Source organism: Arthrobacter sp. MDB1-55, from assembly GCF_059092925.1.
Genome location: NZ_JBNHID010000002.1, coordinates 87,188 through 105,409 on the forward strand (window position 1 = coordinate 87,188; position 18,222 = coordinate 105,409).

15 protein-coding genes are annotated in these 18,222 nt (G+C 66.1%); 10 read left to right on the forward strand and 5 right to left on the reverse strand.

The features are described from left to right. Positions 1-31: 31 nt before the first annotated feature. Positions 32-1,303, reverse strand: a complete 1,272-nt coding sequence (gene ectB, locus AC5RU3_RS07520) for a diaminobutyrate--2-oxoglutarate transaminase (RefSeq protein WP_309069918.1) — start codon at positions 1,301-1,303, stop codon at positions 32-34. A 213-nt stretch (positions 1,304-1,516) separates the two neighbouring features. Between ectB and AC5RU3_RS07525 the strand changes: the two genes are divergently transcribed. From AC5RU3_RS07525 to AC5RU3_RS07570, 10 genes are all read left to right on the forward strand, one after another. After that, on the forward strand, positions 1,517-1,984 hold the full coding sequence (locus AC5RU3_RS07525) for a 23S rRNA (pseudouridine(1915)-N(3))-methyltransferase RlmH (RefSeq protein ID WP_493965183.1): 468 nt from the start codon (positions 1,517-1,519) through the stop codon (positions 1,982-1,984). Between the two features lie 97 nt (positions 1,985-2,081). Beyond that, positions 2,082-2,681 carry a hypothetical protein gene (locus AC5RU3_RS07530; protein ID WP_493965184.1) on the forward strand — a complete coding sequence of 200 codons (600 nt, stop codon included), beginning with the start codon at positions 2,082-2,084 and terminating at the stop codon, positions 2,679-2,681. A 78-nt stretch (positions 2,682-2,759) separates the two neighbouring features. Beyond that, entirely contained in the window at positions 2,760-3,494 is a 735-nt protein-coding gene (locus tag AC5RU3_RS07535; protein WP_493965185.1) for a YcnI family copper-binding membrane protein, read from the forward strand. A gap of 82 nt (positions 3,495-3,576) precedes the next feature. Then, a complete protein-coding gene (locus AC5RU3_RS07540; RefSeq protein WP_493965186.1) occupies positions 3,577-4,263 on the forward strand; it encodes a DUF4232 domain-containing protein in 687 nt (228 codons plus the stop codon). Positions 4,264-4,327: 64 nt separating this feature from the next. Then, entirely contained in the window at positions 4,328-8,998 is a 4,671-nt protein-coding gene (locus AC5RU3_RS07545; RefSeq protein ID WP_493965187.1) for an ATP-dependent helicase, read from the forward strand. Continuing rightward, complete coding sequence (locus AC5RU3_RS07550) at positions 8,991-9,785, forward strand: Fpg/Nei family DNA glycosylase (RefSeq protein WP_309069912.1); 795 nt, start codon at positions 8,991-8,993, stop codon at positions 9,783-9,785. Before AC5RU3_RS07545 ends, AC5RU3_RS07550 begins: the two co-directional genes overlap by 8 nt. A gap of 55 nt (positions 9,786-9,840) precedes the next feature. After that, on the forward strand, positions 9,841-11,769 hold the full coding sequence (locus AC5RU3_RS07555) for a DUF6541 family protein (protein WP_493965188.1): 1,929 nt from the start codon (positions 9,841-9,843) through the stop codon (positions 11,767-11,769). 45 nt (positions 11,770-11,814) lie between these two features. Then, positions 11,815-12,723 (forward strand): RluA family pseudouridine synthase, encoded by a 909-nt coding sequence (locus AC5RU3_RS07560; RefSeq protein ID WP_309069956.1) that lies wholly within the window; start codon positions 11,815-11,817, stop codon positions 12,721-12,723. 93 nt (positions 12,724-12,816) lie between these two features. Further along, positions 12,817-13,530, forward strand: a complete 714-nt coding sequence (locus AC5RU3_RS07565; RefSeq protein ID WP_493965189.1) for a DedA family protein — start codon at positions 12,817-12,819, stop codon at positions 13,528-13,530. Next, entirely contained in the window at positions 13,415-14,800 is a 1,386-nt protein-coding gene (locus tag AC5RU3_RS07570) for a TspO-related membrane protein (protein ID WP_493965190.1), read from the forward strand. The genes AC5RU3_RS07565 and AC5RU3_RS07570 overlap by 116 nt, the downstream gene beginning before the upstream one ends. 63 nt (positions 14,801-14,863) lie before the next feature. On the opposite strand, the gene AC5RU3_RS07575 is transcribed toward AC5RU3_RS07570, so the two are convergent. The 4 genes from AC5RU3_RS07575 to AC5RU3_RS07590 all read right to left on the reverse strand — a co-directional run bounded on the left by AC5RU3_RS07575 (position 14,864) and on the right by AC5RU3_RS07590 (position 18,208). After that, positions 14,864-15,787, reverse strand: coding sequence for an NADP-dependent oxidoreductase (locus tag AC5RU3_RS07575; RefSeq protein ID WP_493965191.1), 924 nt, complete (start codon positions 15,785-15,787; stop codon positions 14,864-14,866). Positions 15,788-15,872: 85 nt separating this feature from the next. After that, positions 15,873-16,148, reverse strand: coding sequence for a hypothetical protein (locus AC5RU3_RS07580; protein ID WP_493965192.1), 276 nt, complete (start codon positions 16,146-16,148; stop codon positions 15,873-15,875). 50 nt (positions 16,149-16,198) lie between these two features. Further along, positions 16,199-17,392, reverse strand: a complete 1,194-nt coding sequence (locus tag AC5RU3_RS07585; RefSeq protein WP_493965193.1) for an acyl-CoA dehydrogenase family protein — start codon at positions 17,390-17,392, stop codon at positions 16,199-16,201. Between the two features lie 39 nt (positions 17,393-17,431). Beyond that, positions 17,432-18,208 carry a 3-hydroxyacyl-CoA dehydrogenase gene (locus tag AC5RU3_RS07590; protein ID WP_309069905.1) on the reverse strand — a complete coding sequence of 259 codons (777 nt, stop codon included), beginning with the start codon at positions 18,206-18,208 and terminating at the stop codon, positions 17,432-17,434. Between the last annotated feature and the right edge of the window lie 14 nt (positions 18,209-18,222).

Consider the following 18,222-nt stretch of genomic DNA (forward strand, 5'->3'; position numbering starts at 1 on the left):
CCATCAGCCGGGGGTGCTTCAGCGCCCGCCGTCATGCGACGTCAGCTTCAGCGAAGGAATCACCGGTGACCGAGGAGGCAGCCTCCGCGAGTATGCCCAGGCCCCGCGAAAGGTCGTCCGCGGTGATGGTGAGCGGCGGCATCGTCTTCACAACCTCGCTCTGCGGGCCTGAAGTCTCCACGAGCAGGCCGGCGCGGAAAGCCTCCGCGGTGATTTTGCGGGCTGTCTCCGGGTCCTGATAGTGGATCCCGGCGATCATGCCCCGCCCGCGAACCGTCGCCCCGCAGGTGCGGGCGGCAATGGTTCCCAACCCCTCGTGCAGTTGGGCTATGCGAGCGCCGACCTCTTCCTGAAAGGCCCCGTCGCTCCAGTACTCCTCGAGTGCTGCGGTCGCCGTGACGAATGCGGGGTTATGTCCGCGAAAGGTCCCGTTATGCTCGCCCGGTTCCCAGATATCCAGTGCCGGCCGGAACAACGTCAGTGCCATAGGCAACCCGAAACCCGATATGGACTTCGACAGGCAGACGATATCGGGTGTTATCCCCGCCGCCTCGAAGCTGAAAAATGACCCCGATCGTCCGCAACCGGCCTGTACATCGTCAACGATCAGGAGAATGCCATGCACGTGGCACAGCTCGCATAGATCCTTGAGCCAGGACATCCGCGCTGCCCTGAGCCCTCCCTCGCCCTGGACAGTCTCCACGATGACGGCCGCCGGCATGTCGACCCCTGACCCCTTGTCCTCCAGGACCTGCCGTAGCCACATCAGGTGATCCGCCTGATCAGGAAGGTAACCGTCGTACGGAAGACTTGAAGCGTTGTTGAGCGGGATGCCCGCTCCCCCTCGCTTCATGGAATTGCCCGTCACCGACAGCGAGCCCAGGGTCATCCCATGGAACGCGTTGGTGAAACTGAGGACATGGTGCCGAGCAGTGACCTTGCGGGCGAGCTTGAGGGCGGCTTCGACGGCATTGGTGCCGGTCGGCCCGGTGAACATCACCTTGTAGTCCAGTCCGCGTGGGATCAGAATCAGGTCACGGAAGGTTTCCAGGAATCTTCGCTTGGCCGCCGTCTTCATGTCGAGTGAGTGCACGATGGCACCGGACTGCAGGTATTGAATCAACGGTGCAAGTAGGAGGGGGTTGTTGTGGCCGTAGTTCAAGGCGCCTGCACCGGAGAAGAAATCTACATACGCCCTTCCGTCCTCGCTATGGACCGTGCTTCCCTCCGCATGGGAGAAAACCGTGTCCCAGTTTCGGCAGTAGGACCGGACATTCGATTCGAGGCTTTCGAAAACATCCATGGTGGCTCCTAGGTTCGCCTACCACCGGGGTCTGGTGGTAGGGACCGATATGAACAGTCCCAGCGGAGCTGGAACGTCCCGGCAAGCTGAGCCTCGCGCCGGGTAGATGTGTGCACGTATGCACACATCTATTTTATGCAGGAAGCTTCCGGGGCGTACCTTATGAAAACCTCGATACGGGGGTGTGTTGGCGGTCGCGCTACGTTGATACACATGGCATTACGCGCTCTGGCTGTCGGCCGGAAACATGAATCCTGGGTGGCCGAGGGAATTGCCCGCTACGAGAAGCGGCTCAAGAAGCCTTTCGACCTCTCGTGGCAGCTCATCCCGCATTCAGCCCGCGAGGGCGACGCTGCTCGCGACGAGGAGTCTGCCCGCCTCCTTGAACGGCTCGCAGGCAAGAACGCAAGTGACTACGTGATCCTTCTCGATGAGCGGGGCAAAGCCGTGGACTCCCCCACCCTTGCTGCACGGCTCCAGCAACCGCTCGACAGGTCACGCAACATCACGCTGATAATCGGCGGGGCGTACGGCGTCAATACGGAAGTGCACCAGCGTGCGGACTTCGTGTGGTCACTCTCACCGCTCGTATTCCCGCACCAACTGGTGCGCCTCATTCTTGCCGAGCAACTCTATCGGTCCCAGGAAATTGCAGGGCGCCGGCCCTACCATCACGAGTGAGTACGACCGAGCCAAAGTGTCCGCAGCAGCGAATACAGTAGGACAACACCACTTCTTCTACCGGAAGTAGAAGAAGTCGATACGGGGAGGAGGAACCATGACGAGCAGCCACGCCCGCATCCTGCGGGCCGCAGCGTGCTCCGTCGTCGTCTTCTTCCTTGCCGCAGCCGCTCACCTGGCGGGTGGAGCAGCGCTCCCCAGCCCCTTCATTCTGGGCGCACTCGCGGTCACCACGCTCCTCGCCGCCACCGTGCTGTCGCGGAGCAAGCTTTCGCTTCCGGCCGTGCTCGGCGTCCTGAGCGCAGGCCAACTCCTCCTTCATGAAGCTTTCACCATGCTTACGACGGCGGCGGCGTGCGTCCCAGCCGCCCGTGACCACTTCGGTCCGCAACAGGTGCACTGCTCGCCGACCGGCGGGCTTGAGCATGCGCATGCTTTCTCGCTGTTCGATAATCCGGTGATGTTCGGCGCGCACGCAGGAGCGGTCGTGGTCACGGCGCTGATGCTGCATCACGGGGAGTCCGCGGTTGAGCTGGCGGTGCAGTGGCTACGGCCGCTCGTCATGCTTCCCCGGATGAGAGCCATCCTGCCGGTCACCGACCTGCCGCCCCTCCCCGACATCCCGGCGCGCAACTACCTTGCACCCCTGCTGGACTTCCGACCGCTGCGCGGTCCGCCCCTGCCCACCTCTCACTGACTCACACCGGCGTTCTCCTGACGCGCCATTTCCCTGATCCCGCTGGCCCTTGAGCTAGCACCCCTGAGAGGTAACACCATGAAGACTTTAGTCCGCCGTACCCTGACAGCTGCCGCCGCGACCACCGGCTTGATGGGCCTTGGGCTCGCCGGCGCCGCCGCACACGTGACCATCGAACCCGACACCACTTCGGCCGGGGCGTTCGCCGTCCTGAACGTGTCTTTCTCCCACGGTTGCGACGGCTCGCCGACCAACAAGCTCACCATCTCCCTGCCGGAGCCGCTGGTGGACGCCAAGCCGGAGATTGTTCCCGGCTGGACCGTGGAGAAAGTGACCGAGAAGCTCGACGAACCGCTGACCCTGGACAACGGGTCCAGCGTCACGGAGCGCGTCGGGCAGATTGTGTACACCGCCGAGACCCCGGTCGAGGACGGCTATCTGCAGCAGTTCGATATGTCGGTCCAGCTGCCTGATGCCGAAGGCGAGACCATCGCGTTCCCCGTGCTGCAGAATTGCGTGGAAGGCGAGACCGACTGGGCTGAAATTCCCGCCGAAGGTGAAGACCCGCACAGCCTTGAGGCTCCGGCCCCAACCATCACCCTGACCGGTGCTGAAGAGGGCGGGCACGGCGAGGCAGAGGAAGCGGCGGTGGAGTCGGAATCCGCTGCCGAAACCGCTGACCTGGAGAGTGCGTCCGCGAGCGATGACACCTCCGGCGCTGGGACCGCGGGCTATGTCGGCCTCGGAGCAGGCGTGCTCGGGTTGATCGCCGGAGTGGCTGCCCTTCTGCGCACCCGCAAGGCCAAGGCGTAACGGAAGCGGGTTCCCTGCGTCACTCAGCCCTGCACCGCCGAGGCTGTTTGACGCGGGGAACCTTCGCCGTAAGGGTGGTTTTATGACTACCCGCCTCTCCACTCCCCGCCTGCTCGCCGCCGCCGTTCTCCTCGGAACGCTTCCCTTGGCCGGCTGCGCGTCCGGGGAGCCCGCCCAGGAATCCACCAGTCCGGCGTCGTCCGCCGCCGCTCCCACGGTGGAAGCCAGCTCCTCGCCGGAGTCTTCGGTTCCGGCATCAGCGTCACCGTCCGCCGACTCCACTGAGAGCGGCGAACCGGATCCTTCGGAGGCCGCAACCTCCAGCCCGACGGCGGCGCCCACCGACGGCGCATGCACCGCCGACATGCTCAGTGCCGCGCTTGAAACCGAAATGGGAGGAGGCGCCGCGGGCAGCGTCTACCGGCAGATCATCTTCACCAACGCGTCCGACGAGGAATGCGAGATCACCGGCTACCCGGGGGTCTCCTATGTTGACGCCGCGGGCGAGCAGGTCGGGGCTCCCGCAGACCGCGAGCCGGGCGAATCCGCCGAGGTGGTTCTGGCGCCGGGAGAAATGGCCGTTGCGCCTGTCAAGCAAACCAACGCCGAGAACTACGGCGCTGAGTGCGAACCGACGGAAGTTACCGGACTGCGGGTGTACCCACCGAACGACACTGCGTCGCTGCTCGTTGACCAGGTCGGCATGGCGTGCGCCTCGGAGGACGTGGTGCTCATGACGGTGGCGCCGACCAAGCCGCTCGCGCCATAACCGGCCCCCCGCGGCTTGTCCGCCCACCTGAGAAAATGTCGGAAGGGTAGGAGATGATGAGTCGATGACATCGGTGCTAGGGAAATTCACGCCCGCCACACGCCAGTGGTTTGAGGGCGCCTTCTCCGCACCCACGCCCGCACAGGAGGGCGCGTGGAACGCGGTGTCCGCCGGGTCCCACGCGCTTGTCGTTGCACCGACCGGGTCAGGAAAAACCCTCGCTGCGTTTCTCTGGGCGCTGGACAGCTTCATAGCCCGGCCGGTCGAGGGTAAACGTTCAACCCGTGTCCTCTACATCTCACCGCTGAAGGCTCTCGGCGTGGACGTGGAGCGAAATCTTCGGGCGCCGTTGATCGGCATCACGCAGACGGCCAAGCGGCTCGAACTTCCCGCACCCTCCGTCACCGTCGGCGTTCGATCCGGTGACACCCCGCAGGCCGAGCGCCGTACGCTGCTCACCCGCCCTCCCGACATCCTGATCACCACACCAGAGTCACTTTTCCTGATGCTCACCTCACGGGCAAGGGAAACGCTGACGGACCTGGACACGGTCATCATCGATGAGGTCCACGCCGTCGCCGGAACAAAGCGCGGAGCGCACCTCGCCGTTTCCCTGGCGAGGCTTGACGCGATGCTCGACAAGCCCGTGCAGCGCATCGGCCTGTCGGCAACAGTCGAACCGAAGGAGACGGTCGCCCGCTTCCTCGCCGGGGACGCTCCCGTGGAGATCGTGGCACCGCCGTCCAAGAAGTCCTGGGACCTCACCGTCACCGTTCCCGTGGAGGACATGACGGAGCTGGGCGGTTCACCTGCCTCGGATGACGACGGCGGCCCTACCCCGTCACCGAGTATCTGGCCACATGTCGAAGAGAAGATCGTGGATCTCATCGAGACCAAGCGGTCAACGATCGTCTTCGCAAATTCCCGCCGTCTGGCCGAGCGGTTGACGGCCCGGTTGAACGAGATCCACGCTGAGCGTCTCGAAGCGGCTTCATTCTGGGATTCACCGGGTGCTGCTGCGCCTGGGGAGAAGGCCGAGCCGCAGCGCCCTCCTGCCGAGGTGATGGCGCAGGCCGGGCAGACGGAAGGTGCAGAGCCGCTGCTCGCTCGGGCACACCACGGCTCCGTGTCCAAGGATCAGCGTGCCCTGATCGAAGATGATCTGAAGTCAGGCCGCCTGCGCTGCGTCGTCGCGACGTCTTCGCTCGAGCTGGGGATCGATATGGGCGCGGTGGACCTGGTCATCCAGGTGGAGTCGCCGCACTCCGTGGCCAGCGGGCTGCAGCGTGTTGGCCGGGCTGGCCACCAGGTTGGCGAGGTGTCCGAGGGCGTGCTCTTCCCGAAGCACCGCGGAGACCTCGTGAACACCGCCGTCACGGTCGAGAGAATGCTCGCCGGTCAGATCGAACCGCTGTACATCCCTACCAATCCCCTCGATATCCTCGCGCAGCAGACCGTTGCGGCGGCGGCTCTGGATACCATCGACGTCGAGGAATGGTTCGACGTCGTCCGGAAATCAGCACCGTTCGCTACCCTCCCGCGCTCCGCCTTCGAAGCAACGCTCGATCTCCTCGCCGGACGGTACCCCTCGGACGAGTTCGCCGAGCTGCGGCCCCGGATCGTCTGGGACCGCGTCGAGGGGACGATCACCGGCCGGCCGGGTGCACAGCGGCTGGCAGTCACCTCCGGTGGCACCATCCCTGACCGCGGCCTGTTCGGCGTCTACCTTGTCGGTTCCGAGGACGCCGGGTCGAACCGGGGCGGGCGTCGGGTCGGCGAGCTGGACGAGGAGATGGTCTACGAGTCGCGCGTCGGTGACGTCTTCGCCCTCGGCGCCACCAGCTGGCGCATCGAGGACATCACCCACGACCGCGTGCTGGTGTCCCCTGCCTTCGGCCAACCGGGCAAGCTTCCCTTCTGGAAGGGCGACTCCCTCGGCCGCCCGGTGGAACTCGGCCGCGCCCTTGGGAAGTTCGTCCGGGAGCTGACCAACGCGTCGGATGAGGACGCCGCCGCGAGGTGCACCGCAAGCGGCCTGGACGAATGGGCCTTCGGCAACCTCCTGGCCTATCTCCGTGAGCAGCAGCAGTCCACGGAGGTCGTTCCCAGCGACCGCACCCTTGTAGTCGAGCGCTTCCATGACGAGCTCGGCGACTGGCGGGTGGTCCTTCACAGTCCCTTCGGCATGCCGGTTCACGCACCCTGGGCGCTGGCCGTCGGAGCACGACTCGAACAGCGGTACGGAATGGACGGCTCAGCCATGGCCTCCGACGACGGCATCGTGCTGCGCGTTCCCCTCATGGAAGACGAGCCGCCCGGCGCTGACCTGTTCCTCTTCGACGCCGAAGAACTGGACGGCATCGTCACGGCGCAGGTGGGCGGTTCGGCGCTCTTCGCGTCCCGGTTCCGGGAGTGCGCGGCAAGAGCGCTGCTGCTGCCCCGCCAGAATCCCTCAAAGCGCAGCCCGTTGTGGCAGCAGCGGCAACGCTCGGCCCAGTTGCTGGACGTGGCGCGCAAATTCCCCACCTTCCCGATCATCCTCGAGACGGTGCGCGAATGCCTGCAGGACGTCTACGATCTCCCTGCGCTGAAGGACATCGCCGGGCAGATCGACCGCCGGGAACTGCGGATCGTCGAGACCACAACCTCGCAGCCCTCACCGTTCGCCCGCACCATGCTGTTCGGTTATGTAGCCTCCTTCCTCTACGAGGGCGATTCCCCGCTGGCGGAACGCCGGGCGGCTGCTCTGTCACTCGACCCCACACTCCTCAACGAACTCCTGGGCCGAGCCGAACTGCGCGAGCTGCTCGACGCCGGCGTTATCGCGGACACCGAGCAGGAACTGCAGCGCCTTGCTCCAGACAGGAAGGCGCGCGGACTTGAGGGCGTTGCCGATCTCCTGCGGTTGCTAGGGCCGTTGACCGCCGCCGAGATCGCCGAACGGTCGGAGGACCCCGACGCCGCCACCGACCACGTGGAAGCCCTCGTCAAGGCGAATCGGGCCTTGCGGGTGAACGTAGCCGGCGCCGAGCGCATCGCTGCAGTGGAAGACGCCGCCCGGCTGCGTGACGCCCTCGGCGTGCCGCTGCCGATGGGTGTCCCGCTGGCGTTCATCGAACCGGTGCCGGACCCGCTCGGCGATCTGGTCGGCCGTTATGCCCGCACCCACGGTCCTTTCACCGCCGCCGAAGCCGCAGCACGGCTGGGACTGGGTGTCGCCGTCGTCGTCACTGCCCTGCAGCGGCTTTCCGCGGACGGCCGGGTGGTGGAAGGCGAGTTCCGCCCGACCGAGTCCGCGCCCGACCATCAGGCCGCCTCAAGTGAATGGTGTGACACGGAGGTCCTGCGGCGGCTCCGGCGCCGTTCCCTGGCGGCCCTGCGGCACGAGGTCGAGCCAGTGGACCCTGCGGCGTACGGCCGGTTCCTGCCTGCATGGCAGCACGTCGGCTCGGGTCTGCGCGGGCTCGACGGTGTCGCCACTGTCATCGACCAACTGTCCGGTGTGCCCATCCCCGCTTCGGCCTGGGAACCGCTCATCCTCCGTTCGCGCGTGTCCAACTACAGCCCGGCCATGCTCGATGAGCTGGCCGCAACAGGTGAGGTCGTGTGGTCCGGCGCCGGGTCCCTTCCCGGCAATGACGGCTGGATCTCGCTTCATCTGGCGGAGAACGCCCCACTGACCCTGCGGCCGGATCCGGAGTTCGAGCCCACCGCGCTGCAGCAGGAACTCCTGGAACTGCTCGCCGGCGGTGGCGCGTACTTCTTCCGCCAATTGGTGCAGGGGCTGACCAACGGCAATCAGCCCGCCGACGGCACGGTGACCGCCGCCCTGTGGGACCTGGTGTGGGCCGGACGGATCGGCAATGACACGTTCACACCTGTGCGCTCCCTGCTGGCCGGCGGGAAGACCGCCCACAAACAGCGCACCCCCACCCCGCGAGCACGGACGGCGAGGATGGGGCGGTTGGGCAGGGCGCCGTCGCTCACCGGCAGCAGTCTGCGGACTGCGGGGTTGTCGGCCGCGAACGACGGCGGCACAGGCTACCAGCGCAGCACTCCTCCACAGGTGGCCGGCCGGTGGTCCCTGCTTCCTGCCGTCGAAGGCGACACCACCATCCAGGCGCACGCCACGGCTGAGCTGCTCATGGATCGCTACGGGATCCTCACCCGCGGGTCCGTCGCCAGCGAGGGTATCCCCGGCGGATTCGGGTTGATGTACAAAATGCTCTCCCGCCTGGAGGAGATGGGACGCTGCCGCCGCGGCTACTTCATCGAGCACCTCGGCGCCGCCCAATTCGCCGTGCCGTCGACGGTCGACCGGCTCCGCTCCTTCAGCGCCGATGCCCGCCCGGATGCCGCCGTGGCGAAGAAGCCGGCCGCCGTTGCCCTTGCCGCCACCGATCCGGCCAACCCGTTCGGCGCGGCGCTGGGCTGGCCTGCACACGACGGCGGTCACCGCCCGGGCCGAAAGGCCGGCGCCCTGGTGGTGCTCGTCGACGGACAGCTCGCCCTGTATGTGGAGCGCGGTGGGAAGACCATGCTGACGTACACCGAAGACACGGATGCCCTCACAGCGGCAGCGGAGGCGCTGGTCACAGCCATCCGACACGGCGCAGCAGACAAGATGGCCGTCGAGAAGATCAACGGTGAGTCCGCCCTCGATTCCCCGGCCGGACGTGCCCTTGGCGACGCCGGCTTCTACAGCACACCGCGTGGATTGAGGATCCGTGCCTGAGGGAGATACCGTCTGGCGGGCCGCCCGCGACCTCGATCGCGCACTCCGGGGCAAGGAACTCACCCGGTGCGACATCCGGGTGCCCCGTTTCGCCACGGTGGACTTCACCGGACGCACGGTGCGCAATGTCACCGCCCGCGGCAAGCACCTGCTCATCCGGGTGGAGGACGAGTGGAGTATCCACTCCCACTTGAAAATGGAGGGCCTCTGGCACGTATACCCCCGCGGCGGGAAGTGGCGCCGACCGGCCTTCAAGGCCCGGTGCATCCTCGAAACCGACACGAACGCGGTGGTGGGGTTCGAGCTCGGTTTCCTGCGGGTGATTGCCCAGGCAGAGGAGGACGACGCCGTCGGCTACCTTGGTCCTGACCTCCTCGGACCTGACTGGAACGCGGAAGAAGCGCTCCGCCGGCTGCGCTCAGATCCCGACCGTCCCATCGGCCTTGCCCTCCTCGACCAGCGGAATCTCGCAGGAATCGGTAACGTGTACCGGTGCGAGTTGTGCTTTCTTGCCGGCGAGCATCCGCTCACACCGGTGGGTGAGGTGAAGAACCTGCCGCGGATGGTGGAGCTGGCGCATCGTCTGCTTGACGTGAACAAGGAGCGGTCAACCCGCGTCACCACGGGATCAATGCTTCGCGATCCGCTGTGGGTATACGGGCGGACCGACCGGGGATGCCTTCGGTGCGGAACTCGGGTGGTCCGCAGTGAACTCGGGGACAACGAGCTCGAACAACGCGTGCTCTACCACTGCCCCCACTGCCAACCGGCACGGGTTTCAGCGTAACGCTGACACTCACCGGCACCCGTTTGACCATCCGTACCGCCTACCGAGGGAGACCATGAGCTGGTTCAGCGCGCTCCCCGGCTTCCTCGTGGCGCTAGTGGTTCTCCTTGGTCCGGGCTTGCTTTGGGGTGCGATCCTCGGCCTGCGGCGCCTCACCCTGCTGGCCCTCGCCGGCCCTCTGAGTGTGACCGCCGTCGTCGTCGCGTCGGAAGTTGCCTCCCTGGCCGGCGTGCGCTGGTCGCTGGGGCCTCTCTTCGGCGTCTCCGCCGGCGTTGCCCTGGTGTTGTGGCTGATCCGCCGGCGGTTTCGGGATGCCCTCGCAATGGACCCCGGCGGACCGCTGCGCCGGACCCTGATTGCGTGGGGTGTTGCAGCTTTACCCGTCGGTCTGATCACACTGTGGATCTTCGGTGACCCGGAGAACATCGCACAGTCGCACGACAACATCTTCCACCTCAACGCCATTCGTTACATTGCGGAAAGCGGCAATGCGTCCTCACCGAACCTTGGGTACCTCGGAACGCGGGCACCCACCTTCTATCCCGCGGGCTGGCATGCGCTGGTCGCGGTGGTTCTGATGTCATCTGGCCTGTCCATCCCGGCGGCCATCAACGTGGTGAACCTCGCCATTGTCCTGGCGGTGTGGTCATTCGGCTGCCTCTTCCTCGTCACGCGGGTCACCGGCGAGCGCCGCGCGGCCCTGCTGAGTGCGGCCGTATTGTCCGGCGCCTACAGCAGCTTCCCCTACCTGCTGTACGAGTTCGGCGTGGTTTACCCCTTCATGCTGTCTCTCGCCTTGCTGCCGGTGGTACTCGGGCTCGTGGTGCAGCTGATGCGCGTCGGTTCACCCCTGCGTACCACGACGGCCGGCAACCTCCTGCTGCTGTTGGGCGTTCTCCCCGGGCTGGCCCTCGCCCATCCGTCGTCGCTCGTCGGCGCTCTGGGCCTCAGCCTGCCGATGGTCCTCGCCGCCGCCTACAGCCGCCTGCGCAGGGACAACAAGGCTCCGTGGAAGACGCTGCTGCCGACCGGCGCATTCCTGGCGGTGCTTGCGGTCGCCTGGATGAACCTGCGCCCGGCACGGAGCAGTTCAGACAATTGGGACGAACTCGGCAACGCGGGCCAGGCCCTCGTCGAGGTGGTCCTGCATTCGCCGCTCTACCGGCCCCCCGCGTATCTTGCCGCCGCCCTGACTCTTGCCGGAGCCGTCGTCGTTCTTCGTCGCAGGCGCCGCCGCTGGACACTGGCTCTGTACGCGCTGGCGGCGATGCTGTTCGTTGTCGCGAACTGGAAGGAAGTGCCGGACCTGCGGTGGATCGTAGCCGGCGTCTGGTACAACGACTTCTTCAGGATCAGCGCCATGCTGCCGGTGGCCGGGATCATCCTCGCGTCGCTTGGAGCTGTCGCACTCATCGACGTCGCTGCCCGACGACCGGCGGTGCGTTCCTTCCTGCGTGGGCAGGGTGGAAGCAGGAAGCGTGCGGCCGCCGTCGTCGTCGTACTGCTGCTCGTCGGAGTGGCGCTGGCGCCGCTGGGTGCGGTTCAGCGAGGGGTCACGGAAGCGGCCGCAAAGTACCGCTTTACGGAGAATTCGCAGCTGCTGACCAGCCAGGAACTGGCGCTCATCCAGCGGTTGCCCGAGAAGGTTGAGGAGGGCGCGGTCGTTGTCGGGGTGCCGCTGACGGGAGCCTCCCTGTCCTACTCCTACACGGGCATCCCCACCCTGCTTCCGTACGGGGTCCTCCCATCATCGGCTGCCGGCAAGGTTGTCTTCGCCGCCCTGGACGAGATGTCCACCAATCCGGAGGTTTGCCCCGCGGTCGAAGAAACGGGAGTGCGCTACGTCCTCGACTTCGGCATCAGCTCCGTGCACCCGGGCGAGACCGAAAGGGCAGCGGGCTTGGAGGACCTCACCCGGGAAAACGGGTTTGAGCGCGTGGACAGTGAGGGAACAGCAGCGCTCTACCGCGTCACCGGGTGCTGACCGGCTGATATCGAGCGCGGAAGGGTTAGCTACCCTTGATAGGTGATGCAATCTCCGCTCCCGGTCCGCAACGGCGTCAACGCCACGCGGCTGCGCCTCCCCTCGGAAGGCCCGTGGAGCACTGCCCTTGAGTACATCCTCGACCGCTGGAACCACGTGGATCCGGACGGCATTGCCGAGCGCTTCGACCGTGGCGAGGTGGTTGCGCTCGGCGGCGAGCGCCTGACGCGCCACACGCCCCTCACCGAGCACACCTTCATCTGGTACTACCGGGAACTGCCGGTTGAGAAGCGACTCCCGGTGGAATTGAGCATCCTGCACCAGGACGAGAACCTGTTGGTGGTGGACAAACCGCATTTCCTCCCCACCACACCCGGCGGCATGTATGTCGCTGAATCGGCGCTCGTGAGGCTGCGGGTCCAACTCGACCTGCCGGACCTGATTCCGATGCACCGCCTCGACCGTATGACGGCGGGAATCCTCATGTTCTCGACGAATCCTGCCACCCGCGGTGCGTACCAGCTCCTGTTCGAGAATCGGCGGATCCGCAAGGAGTATGAGGCCGCCGCACCCATCGATCCGTCGCTGCAACTCGACATCCGCCCGCGCACTGTTCACAGCCGTATCGTGAAGTCACGGGACTACCTCCTCGCTCAGGAGGTTCCCGGCGAGCCGAATGCCGAAACCCGCGTCCAGCTCCTCGAGGAACGCAACGGTATGGGCCGGTACCGGCTGCAGCCGCACACGGGCAAGACCCACCAGCTCCGGCTGCACATGGCCGGGCTGGGTCTCGGGATTCTGAACGACCCGTTCTACCCGGTGCTGCTCCCCCAGCAGGACGATGACTATTCGAAGCCGCTCCAGCTCCTCGCCCGGCACATCGAGTTCGTCGACCCGCTCTCCTTCCGGCCGACGTCGTTCACCAGCGGCCTGGAACTCTCCGCACTCGCCTGAGGCGGCACTCGCCTGACGCACCCCAAATCCTGAGGCAGACCAAACTGCGTACCGAAGGGTCGTGTGCGAACAGCGCCCTGTAAATTGGTACAGGTGGACCTGTCGACGCTCGCAGAGTGGTCCCTGATGATTCATCCGGTCACACTGCTCGTAGTTGTGGCCGACGTCTTCGCGCCCATTATGCCGTCCGAGTTCCTGGTCATCGCATCCGGTTCGCTGGCCTCCGAGGGGTCCGTGCTGCTGCCCGTGTCCCTCCTGACAGCCGTTACCGGTAGCCTGCTGGGCGACCTCGCGCTCTACCTGCTCTTCCGAAGAAAGCTGACACATTGGCTGGACCGCTTCCGCTGGGGCCGGGCCGTCCACCGCGGGATCCGAGGCGCAGTCGAGAAAGCCGGAAAGTCCCCCACCTACGCCGGCCTGGTTGCGCTCCGCTTCCTCCCCGGCGGGCGGACCGCAGGGATTGCAGCCGCCGGGATAGCTGAACTCCCCCTCCGTCCGTTCCTGGGATTCGCTGCACTCGGCGGAATCCTGTGGTCCGTCTGGCTGGTCGGCCTGGGCTACATCTCCGATGCCACAACGGGCTTCCCCATGTGGGCTAGCGCACTTCTGGGAATGGGGGTGGGTACTCTGGTGGGACTGATCATTGCAGCGTTCTTCGCGCTGAAGCAACGCCGGGAGGTCCGAAAGACACATGAGCATGCCGACTCCGTCCAACCACCGGCTGCCCCAACCCCCGCCCGTCCCGCCCCGGAAGACACCCGAAGCGGTTCCTCCACCCCCACCGAGCGAGACGACCAGCGTCATTGAGAGGCTGAAGGCAGCACGCCCGAAGACGCCCGTTCCCTCGGACGATCGCGACGCCACCAGCACGACGGCGACGGTCGCCGCACCCTCGGACGCGCCGGTCACGGCGCCCGCCCCTTCCAGTCCTCCCGCCGGCGGCACGTCGGACTCGGACCCCACCGGGCGGCCGGGCCAGGAACGGCCGGGCCAGGAACGTCAGGACCAGGGCGCCGACGCAACACCATCAAAGACACGAGAAGAAGAGCTGAAGGCGGCTCGCGCAGAGAAACTCAGGACTGCTTCCAGCGCTGCCTCGGCGTGGGCAGCTCAATCCGGGAAGCGTACTGCACAGTGGACGGCGTCAGCTTCCCGGTCAGCCGCTGCGAACGTTCGCTCCTGGCCGCTGGACGTGGTCCGGCGCATTCTGGTCACTGTCGTGGTCCTCGGATCGTTGGCAGGCACCGCCTGGGCGGCGGGGTTGTTCGGCGGAACGGAGATCTGGACGGTCGATCTCTTCCGGCCCGATCTTTCGCTCCTCTCGCCCCACCGCTACGCCTTGGCTATCTGGGCGCTGATCGGGCTCGGCCTGGTGGGGTATGTGGTGCACCAATGGTTGCCCGGCGAATCAAACAGTCCGCGGCACCGCAGGCTGGGCTGGATTGTGATGGCCGCGGTACTGCTGAACTTCGGCTTGGCCCTCATGATTTCGGCCGGACTGTACCTCGAAAGCCTGATCCTGCATGGCGTCCTGCTTGTCCTGCTGCTGTTCTCCCTGCGGTGGCTTAACCGCTGGCCGGCCGCCACCTCGACGGAGGGCTCCCTCGTCGATGTACCGCTCGGGCTTTTCCTTGGCTGGACCGGGTTCACGGCGCTGAGCCACTGTGCTGCGGTGCTTTCCCTGAACGGCTTTTCGTGGCTGTGGGATGACGACTTCCGGTGGGCGCTTGTGGGGCTGGGGATCGTCGTCGTCATTGGAAGCGTCGTGTGCTCCACGGACCGGGGGCGCATCGCCGTCGCTCTCGCCGTGGTTTGGGGCGTCGGCTGGATCGTGGTGGAACGCGTCATCGGGCAACCACAGTCCCTGCTCATCGCGGGCATCGCGGCACTCGCGGCGTTCCTGCTCCTCATCACGTCAGGCTCGCGCCGCCACCGGGTGGATCATTCCTACCGGCGCGCCCTTCGCCGTCGTCAGACAGCGAACCTTCCGCCGCTCAACCTCGATGACGAGGACGACGACGATGACTTTTACGACGAGTACCCCGGACGGTTCGGCCGCCCCGACGACCGGCGCTGAGCCTCGGGAACGGCTGGCGCATGTGCGCCGACCAGCCGTTCCCGCTGGCTCATCCCGGACGCATCAGCCGACCGTGAGCGCGATCTTCCCGCGCGTATGGCCCGCCATATTCGCGGTAAACGCCTCCGCGGCCTGCTCCAGAGGGTAGGTGGCGGCGAGCACAGGTTTCACGTGGCCTGCCTCGATGAGGTCGGCGAGTGTGGACAAACCCTGTGCGTCCGGACGCACAAACACATACCGTCCGCCAAGTTCCTTCACCTTCGCGTCGGCGATGGATGCCACCCGTCCCGGCTGGTTGAGGACGTCGAGGGATGCCTGCCAATCGGCACCGCCAACGAAATCAACGACGGCGCTCACGCCGTCCGGGGCGATCTTCCGGACCCGGTCAGCGATCCCGTCCCCGTAAGCTACGGGCTCAGCACCCAGTTCGCGGAGGAAGTCGTGGTTGCGCTCCGACGCTGTGGCAATGACCCTGGCGCCGCGGGCCCGAGCGATCTGGATGCCGAGCGTGCCCACGCCGCCGGCGCCGTTGTGGACGAGCACCGTGTCACCGTCCGACACGTCCAGTGCATCCAGTGTCTGCAGGGCTGTGAGTCCGGTGAGTGGAATCGTGGCCGCCTCCGCCCAGGAGAGGTTCGAGGGCTTGCGTGCGAGGGTGCGGACTGGGGCGGACACCCGTTCCGCGAAGGTCCCCTGGCCGACGGTGTCCATCCGGACATAGCCGAAGACCTCGTCGCCGGCAGCAAACTCGGGGACGGCGGGCCCTGGCTGAATCACGACGCCGGAGACGTCCCATCCGGGAATGACCGGGAAGTGCGCCGTGAGTGCGCCGTCAAGGTAACCGCCCATCACCTTCCAGTCGACGGGATTGACTGAGGTTGCCTTGATCTCGACGAGGACCGTGTCCGGGCCCACCTTCGGCTCCGGCTGCTCACCGTACTCAAGGACGCTGGGGTCACCGTACTTCGAATAGAACACTGCCTTCACTGGGGATTTCCTTCCATCGGTTCTGCTTCCCCCAGAAGAACCGTGCGGACCCTCCCCAGCATTCCGAGGAACGGCGAGGACCTCGTCACATCTGGGGAGCGTTCGCCTCGACCCCAAAGCGCAGGGAATAGTTGTCCAGCGTTCCAGGCAGCCGTCCGCCCACCTTGAGCCGCCCGGGAGACTCGAGCTTCAACGCCGATCCGTCGAGAAGGTGCGACAGGAAGGCGCTGGTGAGCATCAACACCAGGTGGCGTCCCGGGCATGCCGCAGGGCCTTTTGCAATATTCGGCGCGAAGACGTTCGTCAGGACCGCCGCGGTCTCCCGCACAGTAAGCATCGGGAGGGATGCATCGGTATTCATACTCCACCGTGGTGCGAAATGGTCCGCGGCGGCAACCGCAACCCAGGCATTCAAAGAATGGCAGAGACTCCCGTGACCGCCCGCCCGACAATCAGTGTGTTGATTTCAAAGGAACCTTCGTAGGTGAAGATGGCTTCGGCGTCGGCGAAAATCTTCGCCATCCCGAAGTCAGTCACAATCCCGTTGCCGCCGAAGATCGATCGGCCCAGGGCCACTGTTTCCCGCATCAACGAGGAGGTGTAGGACTTGGCGAGCGCAGCCTGCGCCATGTCGGCTCCGCTGTGCGGAAGCCCCTGCGGTCCCAGATGCTCGTCCTGCTGCAGCTGCGCCACGCGCGCCATCATGCCAAGGCTCGCCGTGGTGTTCCCGAGCATTCGCACCAGCTGCTGCTGGAGGAGCTGGAAGCCGGCCAGCGGACGCCCGAACTGCTGGCGCTCGACGGCGTACGCCCGGGCTGCGTCGAACGCCGCCAACTGCTGCCCTACCGCTTGCCAGCCCACCAGTATCCTCGATCCGCGCAGCAGATGCTTGGTATCGGTGAAACTGTTGATTCCCGCGAAACGGTCGGTTTCGGACACCCGCACGTTGTCCAGGAGGATGTCGGCGTTCTGCACGGTGCGCAGCGCGATCTTGTTCTCGATCGCTGTCCGTGTCACCCCGGGGAGGGTCGCATCCAGAATGAAGCCGCGCACAGCTCCGTCCGCAGTATCGCGGGCCCACAGCAGCATGTAGTCGCAGAAGGTACCGTTGCCGATCCAGCGCTTTGCACCGTTCAGGATCCAGGTGTCACCGTCGCGGGTGGCCGTGGTGGCCATGCCGCCGGCCACATCGGAACCGTGAAGGGGCTCGGTGAGCGCGAACGCACCCGTGATCGTGAGATTCATGGCGTCATCGAGCAGCCGGGATTTCTGCTCCTCCGTGCCGAATTCGTGCAGCGCCTCCACAAAAAGGTCGTGGTGCACCATGAAGAACGTTGCCAGCGAGGTATCGGCGCGGGTCAGCTCGGCAATGACCATACCGCTGAAGAGGTAGCTGTAGCCCTGCTGCACCGGGGTGCTCAGGTTGAGGGAGGCGAGTTTCGGGAGCACCTCCAGTGGGAACTCGGCCCTGTTCCACCAGTCGGTTGCATACGGGGCAACCTCCTTGGCCAGGAAGTCGCGAACGTCCCGGAGCTTCGCCCGTTCGACATCGCTGAGCAGGGACTCGAAGCCGTAGAAGTCTGCGCTGGGGAGGCCGCTCTCCATTGAGCTGTCCTTTCGGGGGATAACAGTCGAAGGGATGGTCTATTTGGGTGCCATGCGGATGGCACCGTCGAGCCGGATGGTTTCACCGTTGAGCATCTGGTTCTCCACGATGTGTGCAACCAGCGCAGCGTATTCGGTGGCCTTACCAAGCCTGGACGGGTGCGGAACCTGCTTCCCAAGGGATTCCTGGGCTTCCTGCGGCAGCCCGGCCATCATGGGCGTCTCGAAGATGCCCGGAGCGATGGTCATGACGCGGATGAAGGAACGCGCCAGTTCCCGCGCGATCGGCAGGGTCATGGCCGCCACTGCCCCCTTCGATGCGGAGTACGCGGGTTGCCCGATCTGCCCGTCGAAGGCAGCGACAGAGGCCGTGTTGATGATGACCCCGCGCTCGCTGGTCCCCGTCTCGGTCTGCACTGGATCGGTGGCCGCCATGGCCGCCGCCGCCAGCCGCAGCACGTTGAAGGTACCGATGAGGTTGATGTTGATGACCTTGCTGAACTGCTCGAGCGGCAACACGCCCTCCCTGCCCAGCACCTTTCCGGGAGTGGCCACCCCCGCGCAGTTCACGACGATGCGCAGCGGCCCGAGCTCTGACGCCGCGTCGACAGCGGCCTGGACCTCCTCCTCGCTCGTCACGTCCGCCGGCACGAAGCGGGCGCGCTCCCCCAGCGACTCCGCGAAACCGGCTCCGTCCGAATGCGGCAGATCGAGGATCACGACCGCCGCGCCGTCGTCGTGCAGTCGCTGGGCGGTTGCCCGGCCGAGCCCGGACGCACCCCCGGTCACCAGCGCCACCGTTCCTGCACAGTCCATGACATCTCCTTTGC

Coding starts and splice junctions, on each gene's coding strand:
- AC5RU3_RS07585 (WP_493965193.1), bottom strand. CDS start 17,392: ATGGAGAGCGGCCTCCCCAGCGCAGACTTCTACGGCTTCGAGTCCCTG.
- AC5RU3_RS07555 (WP_493965188.1), top strand. CDS start 9,841: ATGAGCTGGTTCAGCGCGCTCCCCGGCTTCCTCGTGGCGCTAGTGGTT.
- AC5RU3_RS07580 (WP_493965192.1), bottom strand. CDS start 16,148: ATGAATACCGATGCATCCCTCCCGATGCTTACTGTGCGGGAGACCGCG.
- AC5RU3_RS07525 (WP_493965183.1), top strand. CDS start 1,517: ATGGCATTACGCGCTCTGGCTGTCGGCCGGAAACATGAATCCTGGGTG.
- ectB (WP_309069918.1), bottom strand. CDS start 1,303: ATGGATGTTTTCGAAAGCCTCGAATCGAATGTCCGGTCCTACTGCCGA.
- AC5RU3_RS07535 (WP_493965185.1), top strand. CDS start 2,760: ATGAAGACTTTAGTCCGCCGTACCCTGACAGCTGCCGCCGCGACCACC.
- AC5RU3_RS07560 (WP_309069956.1), top strand. CDS start 11,815: ATGCAATCTCCGCTCCCGGTCCGCAACGGCGTCAACGCCACGCGGCTG.
- AC5RU3_RS07530 (WP_493965184.1), top strand. CDS start 2,082: ATGACGAGCAGCCACGCCCGCATCCTGCGGGCCGCAGCGTGCTCCGTC.
- AC5RU3_RS07570 (WP_493965190.1), top strand. CDS start 13,415: ATGAGCATGCCGACTCCGTCCAACCACCGGCTGCCCCAACCCCCGCCC.
- AC5RU3_RS07540 (WP_493965186.1), top strand. CDS start 3,577: ATGACTACCCGCCTCTCCACTCCCCGCCTGCTCGCCGCCGCCGTTCTC.
- AC5RU3_RS07590 (WP_309069905.1), bottom strand. CDS start 18,208: ATGGACTGTGCAGGAACGGTGGCGCTGGTGACCGGGGGTGCGTCCGGG.
- AC5RU3_RS07545 (WP_493965187.1), top strand. CDS start 4,328: ATGACATCGGTGCTAGGGAAATTCACGCCCGCCACACGCCAGTGGTTT.